Annotated in this window: 14 protein-coding genes; 6 read left to right on the top strand and 8 right to left on the bottom strand. The window is 46.9% G+C overall.

Annotated elements, in window-relative coordinates; all coding sequences use genetic code 11:
* Positions 1-60 precede the first annotated feature (60 nt).
* Entirely contained in the window at positions 61-1224 is a 1164-nt protein-coding gene (locus KW844_RS23805) for a lactonase family protein (protein ID WP_255578604.1), read from the top strand.
* A 51-nt stretch (positions 1225-1275) separates the two neighbouring features.
* Here the strand turns inward: KW844_RS23805 and KW844_RS23800 are convergent, their stop codons facing one another.
* The 4 genes from KW844_RS23800 to KW844_RS23785 form a co-directional block, all read right to left on the bottom strand.
* Complete coding sequence (locus tag KW844_RS23800) at positions 1276-2019, bottom strand: DUF1269 domain-containing protein (RefSeq protein WP_218379295.1); 744 nt, start codon at positions 2017-2019, stop codon at positions 1276-1278.
* Between the two features lie 196 nt (positions 2020-2215).
* Positions 2216-3376, bottom strand: coding sequence for an iron-containing alcohol dehydrogenase (locus KW844_RS23795; RefSeq protein WP_218379294.1), 1161 nt, complete (start codon positions 3374-3376; stop codon positions 2216-2218).
* A gap of 75 nt (positions 3377-3451) precedes the next feature.
* Complete coding sequence (locus KW844_RS23790; RefSeq protein WP_218379293.1) at positions 3452-3901, bottom strand: MarR family winged helix-turn-helix transcriptional regulator; 450 nt, start codon at positions 3899-3901, stop codon at positions 3452-3454.
* A 4-nt stretch (positions 3902-3905) separates the two neighbouring features.
* Positions 3906-4334: an organic hydroperoxide resistance protein gene (locus tag KW844_RS23785; protein ID WP_218379292.1), complete on the bottom strand. Its 429-nt coding sequence runs from the start codon at positions 4332-4334 to the stop codon at positions 3906-3908.
* Positions 4335-4671: 337 nt separating this feature from the next.
* Between KW844_RS23785 and KW844_RS23780 the strand changes: the two genes are divergently transcribed.
* The gene (locus KW844_RS23780) at positions 4672-6195 is read left to right on the top strand and encodes a hypothetical protein (protein ID WP_218379291.1); all 1524 of its coding nucleotides are present in this window, start codon (positions 4672-4674) and stop codon (positions 6193-6195) included.
* A gap of 86 nt (positions 6196-6281) precedes the next feature.
* On the opposite strand, the gene KW844_RS23775 is transcribed toward KW844_RS23780, so the two are convergent.
* The 3 genes from KW844_RS23775 to KW844_RS23765 all read right to left on the bottom strand — a co-directional run bounded on the left by KW844_RS23775 (position 6282) and on the right by KW844_RS23765 (position 9739).
* A complete protein-coding gene (locus KW844_RS23775; protein WP_218379290.1) occupies positions 6282-6671 on the bottom strand; it encodes a hypothetical protein in 390 nt (129 codons plus the stop codon).
* On the bottom strand, positions 6649-7404 hold the full coding sequence (locus KW844_RS23770) for a hypothetical protein (protein WP_218379289.1): 756 nt from the start codon (positions 7402-7404) through the stop codon (positions 6649-6651). Before KW844_RS23770 ends, KW844_RS23775 begins: the two co-directional genes overlap by 23 nt.
* Before the next feature lie 85 nt (positions 7405-7489).
* Positions 7490-9739 carry a family 78 glycoside hydrolase catalytic domain gene (locus KW844_RS23765; protein WP_218379288.1) on the bottom strand — a complete coding sequence of 750 codons (2250 nt, stop codon included), beginning with the start codon at positions 9737-9739 and terminating at the stop codon, positions 7490-7492.
* Positions 9740-9886: 147 nt separating this feature from the next.
* Here KW844_RS23765 and KW844_RS23760 point away from each other — a divergent pair, with 147 nt between their 5' ends.
* The 3 genes from KW844_RS23760 (at position 9887) to KW844_RS23750 (ending at position 11772) form a co-directional block, all read left to right on the top strand.
* Entirely contained in the window at positions 9887-10717 is an 831-nt protein-coding gene (locus KW844_RS23760) for a glycosyltransferase family 2 protein (RefSeq protein WP_218379287.1), read from the top strand.
* A 90-nt stretch (positions 10718-10807) separates the two neighbouring features.
* Complete coding sequence (locus KW844_RS23755) at positions 10808-11254, top strand: GNAT family N-acetyltransferase (protein WP_218379286.1); 447 nt, start codon at positions 10808-10810, stop codon at positions 11252-11254.
* 50 nt (positions 11255-11304) lie between these two features.
* Entirely contained in the window at positions 11305-11772 is a 468-nt protein-coding gene (locus KW844_RS23750) for a hypothetical protein (RefSeq protein WP_255578603.1), read from the top strand.
* Here the strand turns inward: KW844_RS23750 and KW844_RS23745 are convergent.
* Positions 11769-12872 (bottom strand): DUF695 domain-containing protein, encoded by a 1104-nt coding sequence (locus KW844_RS23745; RefSeq protein ID WP_218379285.1) that lies wholly within the window; start codon positions 12870-12872, stop codon positions 11769-11771. The two genes, KW844_RS23750 and KW844_RS23745, sit on opposite strands and share 4 nt — an antisense overlap.
* 87 nt (positions 12873-12959) lie before the next feature.
* Between KW844_RS23745 and KW844_RS23740 the strand changes: the two genes are divergently transcribed.
* A complete protein-coding gene (locus KW844_RS23740; protein ID WP_218379284.1) occupies positions 12960-13865 on the top strand; it encodes a hypothetical protein in 906 nt (301 codons plus the stop codon).
* Positions 13866-13960: the final 95 nt, after the last annotated feature.

Raw genomic sequence — 13960 nt, 5'->3', positions numbered from 1 at the left:
TTTTGTTCTTTATCTTATTTTCACTAATCTTGGTGCTGTTTTAATCCAAGTTAACATCAGATGAAAAGAATTCTCCAGCGATATGCCACGTTATCAGCCTTAGCACTGTTGCCTTTTGGCGGGATATATGGCCAGCAAAAGCATAAACAACATCATATGTCCGGCAAACCATCCGATCAGCCTTATCTGTTGCTGGGTACTTACACCAACAGCGGCCAGAGCAAAGGCATTTATGTATATCACTTCAATACCCAAACCGGGGAAGCTACGCCTGTAAGTGAGGCAGCTACCACGAATCCGTCTTTTCTGGCTGTTTCGCCGGATCAGCACTTCGTGTATGCGGTAAATGAAGACAGCGGCCCTGGCGGTGTATCTTCCTTTGCGTTTGACCACAGCAGCGGCAGGCTCAGCTTTATTAACAAGGTTCCCTCGCACGGCCAGTGGCCTTGTTATGTGTCGGCCAGCAGCAATGGTAAATTTATTGCGGTGGCTAACTACGGTAGTGGCAATGCCGTGGTGTTCCCTGTGAACAAAGGCCACATAGGCGTAGCGGCGGACCAGGTACAGCATACCGGCACCGGGCCGGTGGCCGATCGGCAGGAGAAAGCACATGCGCATGCGGCCTTCTTTTCTCCCGATAATAAATACCTGTTTGTCAATGACCTCGGTATTGATAAGATCATGTGTTACAATTTTGCTGCCAGTACCGGCAAGCTCTCCCCTGCTACGGCTCCGTTTGTACAGGTAAAACCAGGCAGCGGCCCTCGCCATATGGTGTTTGATGCCACTGGAAAATACGCGTACCTGATGACAGAACTTTCCGGAGAAGTATTGGTGTATAGTTATGCAGATGGCAGGTTCACCTTGTTACAAACGATCAGTAGTCACCCTGCGGATTTCAAGGGAAAAATCGGATCAGCGGATATTCATCTCTCCCCGGATAATAATTTCCTCTATGCCTCCAACAGGGGTGATGCCAACAGCCTTGCGATATTTAAGCGGGACAAGATCAGCGGAAAGCTCAGTGTAACGGGATTCCAGTCTACCCTGGGTGTGATGCCACGCAATTTCAATTTTGACCCGGCTGGAAACTTCCTGCTGGCAGCGCATCAGGAGAGTAATGATGTGGTGATTTTTAAGGTGGATAAACAAACAGGCAAGCTAACGGATACGGGCAAACGAATTAAGGTTGGAAGTCCGGTATGTGTGCAGTGGATAAAGTAGCATTTTATTTGATTGGGATGACGGGCCGGTGGCTCGCCATCCCGATCGCATTTATAATTTTCCCAGTTCGGATTCCAGAGTGGCAATACGCCGTTTATACAGCTCTATCCTACTTTTCAGGCGGGTGGCTCTCATTTCCTTCAGCGTAGCTTCCGTATGTGCGCCTGATTTTTTGACGGCTGATTTTAGTTCAGCGATACGTTGCTTTCTTTTTTCTTTCAGTTCAGCGATTTCCTTTTCAAAGCGGGCTTTGTCGGCAGCTTCTGCGGTGCGCAGTTTTGCACGGTCGGCAGCAATCTGTTCATCGAGGGCTTCTACCTGGTCGTCCACAATTTTTTCATATTCGAAGTCTACGTCTGTGCGGAGCAGGGTGCCGCCCAAAGATTTGATATAGGTATCGGCAAATACTTCATTGTCTTCATCAACTTCCGCAATGAGGGCGGTATACCCCGGCTTCAGGGAATCGGCCACTTTGCGGCTGAACTCTTCTGTAAAGTTGAAGTAATTGGCTTCCCAAACAGCGCCTCCCATTGTTCCCAGCAGCATGCCCGCCAGGATGCCCACCGGCCCGGCAAAGGCCCCTACCAGTGTACCCAGCGCCATACCAGATAAGGTGCGTACCCCCTCTGTGCTGTTGCCAGTTTGCACCACACCGGTTTCGCCCTGTGCATTCTTTTGTACAATTACACTTTCGTAGATAGTGAGGTCCCCGATAGATTCCAGTTCAGTCAGCTTGTGGAAGGCCGTGATGGCTTGTGCTTCCTGGGCAAATGAAGCGATGATTAAGTTTGTCATCTGAAGCAGTTTTTCTTCATCAACACAGGAGTGGGGAAATTGTTGTTTGTTTTTGTTTCGATTTTACGGGTGCCTGCGATGCCGGATAAACAAAAGGTGGAGAGGGCGTTGTCCTCCGTCGTTTCTCGTAGCTGGTAAAAAAGAAGCGCGAAAGCCGGGTGGCGTTCGCGCTTCCAAATTATATAATAAATAAAAACTAATAGCTCATTTCCACAATTGCTCGCACCTTATCAGGGGTGATATTTTTCCTTTCACCCATGGCTACCCATCCTCTTTCATTGAATCGTTTTTCGATGAAATCGGCGGTTTTGGCGTATTCGGTGGTGTAAGCGGAAAGTTTCATTTTCATGCCCATGGTATCGAAGAAGCGGATGGTAGCTTCGATAGCCACTTTGGCTACTTCGTCCGTATTATCGCCCTGGATATTCCATACCCTGCGACCATATTGCGCCAGCTTTTCCTTTTTGGTATCGAACATCACTTTATAGAGGTTAGGACCAATGATAGCGAGGGTTCTGGCGTGATCAATATCATAGAGGGCGGTGAGTTCGTGACCGATCATATGGGTAACCCAGTCCGTAGGCACGCCTTTCTGGATTAGTCCGTTCAGCGCCATGGTACAGCTCCACATGAAATTGGCCGCCAGCGTGTAGTCGTCCGGGTTATCCACCACGGAAGGGCCTACTTCCACGAGCGTTTGCAGGATACTTTCTGCAAAGCGGTCCTGCAGGAGCGCACCGGCAGGGTAAGTGAGGTATTGTTCCATCACGTGTGTATAGGCATCTATTACACCGTTCTGTAGTTGTCTTTTAGGGAGAGATGTAATGACCTCCGGATCACATACCGAAAATACCGGGAATAATGCCCGTCCGCCAAAGGAAAGTTTTTCGTGCGTGCTCCTGATGGTGATCACCGATCCGGAGTTCATTTCGCTGCCGGTAGCGGGCAGGGTGAGCACAGTGCCGAAAGGCACTACGTTATCTACTATACGAATTTGTTTTTGCAGGATGTCGATAGGATTGCCATCGAATTTCACTGCTGCAGAAACGAATTTCGCGCCATCTATCACGGAGCCGCCGCCAACGGCGAGTATAAAGTTGAGATTTTTCTCCCTGATCACTTCCACTGCTTTCATCAGTGTTTCGAAATGCGGGTTGGGCTCTACGCCACCAAATTCTGTGATATCATGGCCTTCGAGTGCGGCGGCCACCTGGTCGTACACCCCATTTTTAAAAATGCTACCGCCTCCATAGAGCAGGAGGATTTTGGCATCCTGCGGCACCAATGTCTTCAATTTAGCTATCTGTCCTTTTCCAAAAACCAGATTGGTGGGATTATAAAGTTCGAAATTTAACATGGTAGGTCGTTTCGTTTAGTATGAATATACAAAGTTCAGCGATCGTGGCCGCACCGGATGTGACATACCTCACAATTATGAAGCATCTTCTTCATTGAGGGTGGCTATCAGCTGATTTAACTTATTCACGAGCATGCCCAGATCTGCTGCGGTGATTTCTTTCGAAAGCAGGCAGGCGGCCATTTCTGATGGAATGGTCGCCGCTTGTTCTTTTAGCTTCCGGCCTTTGGCGGTCAGGGAAACAATTACTTTTCTTTCATCGTGCTGCGACTTTTTGCGGGTGAGCATACCCATCGCTTCCAGGCGCTGCAGCAGCGGTGTAATTGTATTGGTATTGAGTAATAGTTTCTGGACAATAAAACTTACGGGCACCTGATCTTCTTCCCATAATACCAGCATAACCAGGTATTGGGGATAGCTGAGCCCCAGCTCATCCAGGTAAGGGGTATACTTCCTGATGATGAGCCTGGAGGCTGCATATACCGGAAAACAAATCTGATCCGCCAGTTTTAATGTTGGTTCCATGATATTAATATTCTTCTTCCAGCAAAGTTAACTTAACATCTACGTTATTTCGCAGTGCGTTGGAATAAGGGCATACCTGATGGGCCGTTTCCAGGAGTTGCTGCGCCTGTTCACGGGGAATTCCCTGAATGGCTACATCCAGTGCCACGGCGAGCTTAAATCCAGGATCTGCCTTTTCAAGTCCCACTGTTGCAGATACTCTTGTTCCGGTGAGTTTAATCTTTTGCTGTAATGCTACAAAATTCAGGGCGCTGTCGAAACAGGCGGCATAGCCGGCAGAAAACAACTGTTCCGGGTTGGTATAGCTACCTCCGGGGCCACCCATTTCTTTAGGGATGCGCAGTTCGAGGTTCAATACACCGTCCTCTGATTGTACCTTACCATTTCTGCCACCTGTAACGGTGGATTTTGTCTGATAGATTGTATTTGCCATGATGATAATTTTTATATCGTTTACGACACAAATGTAAATCGAAATATTATATCGCGCACGATATAATATTCTTGTGACAGTTCTTAGACAAAACCACTTTTCGAATGCGGGTCATGATGACCAGCGAAATTTGAACCGTATTCACAGTCATGATAGCTCCAATGCCAAGAATAAGTAGTGATGACCAGCAGGAAAATTTGAACCATACTCACAGCATAGGATAGCTCCAATGGCGGATCAGAACCCCGCAATCTTTTTTTGCCCACACTGAAGTCCCGTAGCATCCCAAACACAGATATTTAGCCGCAAACCTACCAGCAATTCAAACATCCGAATTATGAACCTTATTCGTTTACTATCGCATCAACCCCTGACTACCCTTAACCGGGAGTCATTTGTCGCATTTATATTCCGTAACCCTTCCAACCGGAAGTATTTGCTGGCTGCCTTGCTGGTAACAATAGTCCAGTTTGTAGTGTTTAAACTGCTGTATCCGTTTCCGGATTTCATTTCTGACTCTTCCAACTATGTAGATACAAACCTGGAAAACCTGCGGGTAAATATTTGGCCGGTGGGATATCCGTTTTTCTTAAAATTGGTGCACATCATTTCTCCATCGCACGTGTGGCTGGTGGCGGTGCAGTATCTGATATTGCAGGTCGCTTTGTTGTACCTGTTTTATACAGCCTTGTACCTGCTGGATCTGCGGGGATGGAATAAGCGGCTCTTTTTTATCTTCCTGATAGTAAACCCTGCCTTGCTATACCTGGCCAACTGTGTACTCAGTGATGCGTTGTTCTGCGCGTTGAGTGTCACCATCTTTGCGCAGTACATGTGGATGTTCCGGTCGCCAAAGCTCAAGTACCTGCTGATACAGGGCATATTGATCGGCATCGCGTTCACCGTCCGCTATACTGCTATTTATTATCCACTGGTAGCCCTATTGGTTATTCCAATTACGGCCTATAAACTGCCCTTCAAATTATTCGGTATCATCCTACCCTGGCTATTCATTTTTCCTTTCATACTGTACACCAAACAGGAAACGAAGAAAATTACCGGCCATGCGGAATTTTCCATCTTCGGTGGCTGGCAGATCGCCAACAATGCTCTTTATATGTATGGCCACATTCAGGTAGATAGCACACAACTCCCGGAAGACCTGCGCCCGCTGGACCGCTATGCAAAATTGTATTTCAGAAAGATTGCTCCCACAGATGAACAAATGGCCGAACTGCCAGGCACATTTTTCATCAAGATGCCCAACGCTATTCTGAAACCATATTCCTTTGCATACGGACCTAAGTTTGAAGGCACTTCCAGAGGACTAATCAAACTGTGGGGGTCTGTTTCCCCCAGCTACAATAAATACGGTTGGTACCTGATAAAGAAGTATCCCTTTTCGTTTATGCGTTACTATATGTGGTTGAATACGAAAACATATTTTAATCCACACCTGGAAAAATATACTAACTATAACCTGGGTCAAAAGGATATGTGGCGCTCCCCGCAAAAATGGTTTCAGCTCGAAAGTGCGGCGGTACACAAACGCATCCCTACCTGGCCTATGCTGATCATCGGCTACTTCTACCGTTTGCTATGGACAGGTCTTAATTTTTATTTCCTGGTTTCACTCTTCTTTCTATACAAGGCTCGCAGACACAATAGTGGCACTTATGTTTCCTTTGCCTCCGTATGGCTGGCAACGGTGTTTGTGGTGATCAACTTTGGGTTCAGCGTTTTTGCAACACCAGTGGTATTGCGATATCAGTTTATACCGATGATAATTATGCTGTTGTTTTCGCTGCATATTAGTGAACTACAAGGCGATGTCAAAAAGAAAGAAGTATTAACTCCGTAATTTCAATACTTTGTGACAGTAGGTTAAAGATAAAAAGGCGGTTAAGACCTACTTAACCGCCTAAATGACTTATATATGATTGGGTGTTATACTCTTATCTTTCCTTGCTCAACATCTTTGGATAATATATCCAGATGCTCCAAAATAGAAGTGGCATCTTTATCTATTTTGAAGAATAATCGTTTGTAAATATTTGTGAAAACCTCCAGACTTATAACCATTTTGAGGTGTTCGGGAGTTGAAGGATTAATAGATGATTCCAACACCGAAATCAGGTATTTAGCTATAAAATCATCGAATTCAGCCCTTGATACTTCATAAACCGCCAATGCTTCTTCTAAGGAAAAGTCACCGTCATGCACCACCTGTCTTACAGTAAGGCACTTTCTATCCATTGCTGATAATGGACTACCCAACAACAATTCTTCACCAATTGAAGCTGACTCATGGATGTTATGATTTTTCTCCAAGGACATATAATACAAATTTAGCGAATTGTTCCCTATTAGTCAAATCAATCGAGCCATGCCAGGTACTGCCACGGAGTATAGATTCCATAAAAGGCAATTCGGCCCATTTATGAATTGGAAATGCGTTTCCTCCAGGGTATTTCATATAATAATTATCATAAATTTTATGTATTGCCAAGTATTGATGCTGCGTTAATTTAGCCTTTGCCTTATTAAGTATTTCAGCAACCTCCTCTTTTATTTCCGCAGCAAAGAAATTTTTGGCCCATATAAACCCACCATCCTCTAAAGCAGCATATACACAAATCTTTTTTACTCCCATGTTAATATACTGCTGAAGAAAATCCTTAAATATCTGTTTCGCAATTCCCCTGCCTCTATGAACCCTTGGCAACCTAAAAAAATCATGTTTAGCCACCAAGGCTCCGGTTTCCCAAGTAAAAGTCCTTGCAATGGCAAGACCGGTATTAACATCCTCAAAATCGTCCGCTAAATAATACAATCTTAAACTTGGGGGTATTGATGACTCAAATATGACGCCTTTACGCTTGTGCCGATCAGAAAGGGGATTCAACAGATTATTCACTTGTATCAACAATCGATGTAAATCACAATTTGGAAAATTATTATTAATAAATCTATCCTCTTCAGCATGCAAGCCTTCCATTCTATATCCTAATAATTTTAATGCAGCTATTTCGGCAGAAGCAATTTTGTGGGTATATTTTTCAAAAGTCATTTGGCTATTACTTCTTTATATCAGGTTAACTATTTATGTTACCGCCTTCAATTGCATTCAAACAATGAAAAGCAATCAAATTATATCAGCGGGTCATGCTCCCCTCAAACTCAAACCTCCCCTCCTTCACCAACACCATCTCCTTCCCCGGCACATACACCTTAGCACTCGTACCTGGCGGCACCTGCACCGTCATCTTTATCTTATTTCCTTCCAGCTCCCACTCAGACCTGATTTCACCATAGGCGGAGTTATAGCTGGCTTTGGCCCAGGTGAGTCCGCCACCGGGCTGCGGGCGAATAATGATATCCCGGTATCCCGGGCTGGCAGCCTGTATGCCGCCTATTACGCTGTACAACCAGTTGCCCACGGCTCCATACGCGTAGTGGTTATACGAGGTAGCCTGCACGGTGCTATCCGGCAGGATGGCATTCCATTTTTCCCAGATGGTGGTAGCACCCATTTTCACAGGGTACAGCCAGGAGGGATAAGTATCTTGCAGTAACAATTGATAAGCAGTTGATAGTTCGCCGTTATTGCTGAGTGCGTGCAGCAGTCCGGGTGTACCGAGAAACCCGGTGGCCAGGTGATTACCATTTGCAGCCACCAGTGATGCCAAACGTGCTGCTGCCGGCTGTTTAAGACTATCAGGCAACATTCCCAGCTCCAAGGCGAGCACATAGGAAGTTTGGGTGTCCGGCATCGTGCGCCCACCGGGACGCAGGTAGTGTACCCGGAAAGTATCCTTAACCTGTTGCACTATTTTCGTATAGGCATCCACGTCGGTTTGCCTGCCCAGCAGCGTGGCTGTATTCACCAGCAACTGAGTGCTGTAAGCCCAGTAACATTGATCAATATACGGCAAGGAGGTGGAGTCCCCCGGCGCGAGCCAGTCCCCATAGCCATTGGCGGTCCACAATCCATTTTTGCTGGCCCCAATGATGTAATCCACCCAGGCTTTCATGCTGGGGTACTGCTTTTCGAGGATGGACTGGTCGCCATACACCTGGTACATTTCCCAGGGAACGATGGTGGCAGCATCACTCCAGCCGGCGATTCCATTGCGGCGTGGCGGCTGCAGGTTACGATAAATCCAGGGTACCAGCTGCGGCACAGAGCCATTATCCCGCTGATCCGCCACTAAATCCTGCAGCCATTTATTATAAAAATCCTTTACATCAAAATTATAAGCAGCCGTGCGGAAAAACACCTGCGCATCACCGGTCCACCCCAGCCGCTCACTGCGCTGCGGACAATCCGTAGGAATATCGAGGAAATTCCCTTTCAGGCTCCAGGTGATATTATGCTGCAGCTGGTTAAGTAAGGGGTTAGAGCAACTGAAAGTCCCCGTGGGCGTCATTGCTGTATATAGTGCAATAGCTGTAAGGTCCTCCGGGCGCACCCTTACACCACTAACCTTAGCATACCGGAAGCCACGCCAGGTGAATACCGGCTCCAGCGTTTGCACGCCGTCTTTTAGTATATACGTGTCCGTAGCTTTGGCTTCCCGCAGATTACCAGTATAAAAATTTCCCTGTTTATCCAGTACTTCCGCATGTTGCAGGGTAACCGTATCCCCTTTTTTACCTTTCACTGTCAACTGTACCCACCCTGCCAGGTTTTGCCCGAAGTCGGCCAGCTGACTACCATCCGGCGCTGTGAATACTTTGAGTGCCGGTAGCTTTTCCTGTTTACGCACGCCTTTTCCGATCGTAGGCACTAATATCGTTTTGCTATAATCTGCTGTTTTTACAGGCCCCCATCCGGTAACAGGAATATTGGCATCATACACCATTCCGCCATATAAATCAGCATGCAGAATTGGGCCAGTCGCGACTTCCCAGGAAACATCTGTTGGAACTTCCATTTGCGTACCATCTGCAAATCGCAGTACCACCATAGCGATAATTGCCGGATCATTTCCGTAATTATCCCGTTGCATCATCCCTCCAAAAGCCCCCCTGTACCATCCTTCGCCTACGACTATACGCAACTCCGCCTTTCCTTTACCCAACAGTGGCAGCAGGTCATACTCCTGGAATTGCAGCCGCTTATCGTAGCTGGTCCAGCCGGGTGCAAAATAATCGCTGCCAATCTTCTGCTGATTCAGGTATGCCTCATAAATACCATGTGCGGTAACATACAGCGTGGCCGATGCAAGTGGCTTATTGATGGTGAAAATTTTCCTGTACCATGGGCTGGGCCGCGCCAGGGTATCTTCTGCATAACCGGGCACAATCCAACTACTGCGATTACTCCAATCCGGCGCCTGTGCAGTGGCCTGGCAGAAAACAAACAAGAGCAGGGACAACAAAAAAATACCGGAAGTTTTCATGGTTGTGACATTGTGATATTCAAATCTCCCTGCATATTAACCTTTTCTTACAGGCAGTTACTAAATCAGATGTTAACGGCTGAAAAAATTTCAGGAGCGGGGTCAATGCAGTGCCCGGAACTAAATTTAAGTTATAAACCAGTTACTATGATAAATGGTCAGAAAGTGGTAGTAGTACTGCCTGCCTATAATGCCGACAAAACCCTGCAAATCACCTATGAAGAAATCGACCGCAAAATCGTGGACGATATCATCCTGGTGGACGACTGCAGCAAAGACAATACAGTGGCGGTTGCGCAGAATATCGGCATCCACTATATCATTCGTCATGAAAAGAATAAAGGGTATGGCGGCAACCAGAAATCATGCTATAAAAAGGCACTGGAACTGGAGGCCGACATCATCATTATGCTACACCCCGACTACCAGTACACTCCCCAGCTGCTGGGCGCTATGGCTTCAATCATTGGCAACAACGTATATCCGGTGGTGTTTGGTAGTCGCATCCTCGGTATGGGTGCCCTTAAAGGTGGCATGCCGTTATATAAATATTTTTTTAACAGGTTACTGACTGTATCCCAGAATATACTGATGCGCCAGAAATTATCGGAATACCATACCGGCTATCGTGCCTTCCACCGCAAAGTCCTGGAAAACATTCCGTTTGACAACTGCTCCGATGATTTTGTGTTTGATAATGAGATGGTAGCGCAAATCTTCTACAGTGGCTTTGAAATCGGTGAGGTTACCTGCCCCACCCGCTATTTCAAAGAAGCCTCCTCCATCAATTTCCGCCGCAGCAGTATCTACGGACTCGGTGTACTTAAAACGAGTTGCCGGTACTTCCTGCAACGTATAGGCATCGGCAATTACCGGATCTTCAAAGGTATCCGCTACAACGCTTTCGCCGGCCGCCGTGGCCCTGTGGATGTCAATACCCTCCACGAAGAACACTTGCGCCAGCAGGAACGGGTTTAATCTTTTATTAATTTCTTTTACTTCAATCAGAATTGTAATTTTGTGGGCGACAAACAGGAATTATCTCTATAAGCCAGAACGAAAATTACAATGTCCGTATCAATTTCACGACTCACCGCGGCTGAGCTGCCGGCCTTTATTTCCATCCTGCACATTTATGAAGCGGTTTTTGAGATGGAAGAATTTACTGTACCCGCAGAAAACTACCTGCATCGACTACTGAGCAACAAAGATTTTATTGTACTTGCCGCCAAAGAAGCGGATGGAAAAGTGCTGGGTGGACTCACCGCCTACGTGCTGCCTTCCTATTTTGAAGAAACTGCAGAAGTATACCTCTACGACCTGGCCGTAGATCCCGCCGAACAAAGACGTGGCCTCGGCAGCCTCCTGCTCAATGGCCTGCGCGACTACTGCCAGCAGGAAAATATCGGTGAATTTTTTGTTCAGGCCATGGAAGGAGACACCGAAGCCATGCGCTTTTACAACGCTACCGGTGGTAAACCCATGCGCGTAGTACACTACGATTACGAAGTATAACCACGTACTAACAACCGCCACCGGCGGTTTTTTTATTGCCTCAGCAACAAATGATGTATCCTTTTCTTTTAGCCTTGCACTCCCTGGTTCGCTGGCTGGTGGTGATCACCCTGGTAGCTTCCCTCTTCAATGCCTACCGCGGATGGTTGCAGGCACGTCCTTTCGGCGCTGGCAGCAAGCAACTACGTATAGCCACGGTCACCGCTGCACACATCCAGCTGGTACTGGGCATATGCTTGTATTTTATCAGTCCGCTGGTACATTATTTTCTCCAGCATTTCGGAGAAGCTGTAAAAATGAGGGAGATCAGATTTTTTGGGATGGAACATAGCTCCATGATGCTGCTAAGCATTATCCTACTTACCATTGGTTCAGCCAAAGCTAAAAGGAAAACCAGCGCCAGGGAACAGTATAAAACCATCGCTATCTGGTATAGCATCGCTTTTGTAATCCTGTTTTTTTCTATCCCCTGGGGCTTTTCTCCCCTCACGCACCGACCCTATTACAGACCATTTTAGCCTGTTGTCACAAACCGGTTGAAGGTGCGCCAGTACTTATCCTTGTAGATCGCATAATTGAACTGCAAATCCTTTCCCAAGGCCACTGGTGCATCCTTTAATGTTTTAGCCGGCTTGCGGAACTCCTTGCAGGCATAAAAAATAGTACGGGTACTCTCGGCCGTCTGCCGGCCTATATTGATGTAGCCATCTTCGGCCTTTAGTGCAATGCCAATATTCTCCTCAATTTCTTCCAACTCCTGGTACGTTTCATTATCCGGCATACCTGTTTGCTCATTGCCCTTGAAATGAATTTCTATCACCATTACCCAGGGATGCGAAGCCTTGTTTTCCCACGACAACACATCGGTATTTACCACCGCCAGCAACCGGTTACCGGACGTCAGCTCGGCCTCCAGCACGGAATAATTATCGTTCTCTGTATTGCGGAAAGCCACTTCACTTTTCTCAATAAACTCCTTCTCTCTCCACAACAAATAGTCCTTTAACTTGGTAACCGGAATAAGATCGGGCTGACCTGCCTCCCGGCCTGTCACCGTCATGTTATCCACTGCCGTAGCGAACCTGAGTTCTCCCAAAAAATTATCCAGGAAGATGTAAATGCCGCTGAGAATATTATCCTTAAGGGTCTCCTCATAATGATCGTACACAATGGTAATATCAATTTCATCCGGATATTCAGGATGTTCATTCGGATAGAAATGAATATTCTCCGGGTTAAACGTCAGCTCTCCCATTTGAATATTTGCAGTGCTGATGTCCGATGCTGGCTTTAACGCTGTAAAATGCCAGTTGGGCAGCTGCGGCGCCACGGCCACCAGCTCTTCCACAAACGGGATTGTTTTAATATTTCCATCTGCGGTAATGATCAGCTCCGCAGTATTTTTGTCGACCATGCCAGCCAGAAAAAAGAAACCGTCGTTTAACTGCTTCAGCTCCGAGGTGAGCTCATCAAAGAAATCTTCCTCCAGGTCTTTCTTTTTCTTCAGCGCTTTAAAGAACTGCTGTTCGTGTTTCTGAAACCATTTCCAAAAGTTTTCATAACCATCAGTCTGGTTATCCGGCTTATCCTTCCCAAAGATTTTACTGAGCAATCCCATTGTAACAATTTTTACGAAAATAAATAGTTTGGCGCTTATAGCAATAATCCGGCGGCCGCCTTATCTTGGCAGCCATATTCCGATATTATGAAAGCATACAACCCTTTAACATACATCATTGCCCTGCTGTTCGGCAGCACAGCGGTGACTGCACAAATCAGGCACCAGGAAATTTCACCCGCCACCACTACCCCATCGCAGGTAATGGTTCATACACCGCACCTGGTATACGAACCGGCGGCAAAAAACAAGAAACAACAGCTGTTTATCATGATTCCCGGTACCAATGGCAAGGCCGCTGATTTCCGGAGATTCGACAGCAGCTTCGCAGCTATGGGGTATTTCGTTATCACACCTGACTATATGAACAAGGTAGTGACCACGGTTTGTTCTGTGAGTGAAGATAGCACCTGTTTCAATAACTTCAGGGAGGAGATAATGTTTGGCACACCGGTAAGTGATAAGGTGCAGGTTGACTCCGCCAATTCACTGGTGCAGCGCATTACCACCCTGCTCAACTTCCTGGCGAAGCAACAGCCAAAACAATGGGCGCAATTTGTATCTAACGGAAAGCCACGCTGGGACCGCATTATCGTAGGAGGCCATAGTCAGGGCGCCGGGCATGCAGCCTATTTCGGCAAACGATTCCCCATGGCGGGAGTGTTGCTGTTTTCCGGTCCGCAGGACTACCTCCAGCAATTCCGGCAGCCTGCCGGCTGGCAGCTGCAACCTGGTAAAACACCGGTATCCAGGATTTATGCATTGCTGCACCTGCAGGACCCCTTTAACTATAATTACCAGATCCAGGATGTAGCTGCCGTAAATCAACAGCAGGTAACGGATACGACTATGGTACAACCGAATACACCTGTCAGCAGCCGCCATCAGATATTTGTAACGGATATTGACAAAAAGGATAAGCACGGGTCAACCCTGGGGACGGAGTTTGTAGAGGTATGGAAGGTAATGATACATGGGGCTGGCAGGAAATAACTATAGCCACCGCCGTTAGTAATATTTGCACCGTGGCAGCAAACAGGAAGAACTTATTGGCTCAGAAAGGGCAGGTACAAGTACCTCCCCTTTCC

Origin of the sequence: Chitinophaga sp. sic0106, from assembly GCF_019219075.1 — a bacterium.
Taxonomy (GTDB): domain Bacteria; phylum Bacteroidota; class Bacteroidia; order Chitinophagales; family Chitinophagaceae; genus Chitinophaga.
This window is presented reverse-complemented; position numbering and strand designations above follow the sequence as displayed.

Coding starts and splice junctions, on each gene's coding strand:
- KW844_RS23805 (WP_255578604.1), top strand. CDS start 61: ATGAAAAGAATTCTCCAGCGATATGCCACGTTATCAGCCTTAGCACTG.
- KW844_RS23800 (WP_218379295.1), bottom strand. CDS start 2,019: ATGACAAACTTAATCATCGCTTCATTTGCCCAGGAAGCACAAGCCATC.
- KW844_RS23795 (WP_218379294.1), bottom strand. CDS start 3,376: ATGTTAAATTTCGAACTTTATAATCCCACCAATCTGGTTTTTGGAAAA.
- KW844_RS23790 (WP_218379293.1), bottom strand. CDS start 3,901: ATGGAACCAACATTAAAACTGGCGGATCAGATTTGTTTTCCGGTATAT.
- KW844_RS23785 (WP_218379292.1), bottom strand. CDS start 4,334: ATGGCAAATACAATCTATCAGACAAAATCCACCGTTACAGGTGGCAGA.
- KW844_RS23780 (WP_218379291.1), top strand. CDS start 4,672: ATGAACCTTATTCGTTTACTATCGCATCAACCCCTGACTACCCTTAAC.
- KW844_RS23775 (WP_218379290.1), bottom strand. CDS start 6,671: ATGTCCTTGGAGAAAAATCATAACATCCATGAGTCAGCTTCAATTGGT.
- KW844_RS23770 (WP_218379289.1), bottom strand. CDS start 7,404: ATGACTTTTGAAAAATATACCCACAAAATTGCTTCTGCCGAAATAGCT.
- KW844_RS23765 (WP_218379288.1), bottom strand. CDS start 9,739: ATGAAAACTTCCGGTATTTTTTTGTTGTCCCTGCTCTTGTTTGTTTTC.
- KW844_RS23760 (WP_218379287.1), top strand. CDS start 9,887: ATGATAAATGGTCAGAAAGTGGTAGTAGTACTGCCTGCCTATAATGCC.
- KW844_RS23755 (WP_218379286.1), top strand. CDS start 10,808: ATGTCCGTATCAATTTCACGACTCACCGCGGCTGAGCTGCCGGCCTTT.
- KW844_RS23750 (WP_255578603.1), top strand. CDS start 11,305: ATGATGTATCCTTTTCTTTTAGCCTTGCACTCCCTGGTTCGCTGGCTG.
- KW844_RS23745 (WP_218379285.1), bottom strand. CDS start 12,872: ATGGGATTGCTCAGTAAAATCTTTGGGAAGGATAAGCCGGATAACCAG.
- KW844_RS23740 (WP_218379284.1), top strand. CDS start 12,960: ATGAAAGCATACAACCCTTTAACATACATCATTGCCCTGCTGTTCGGC.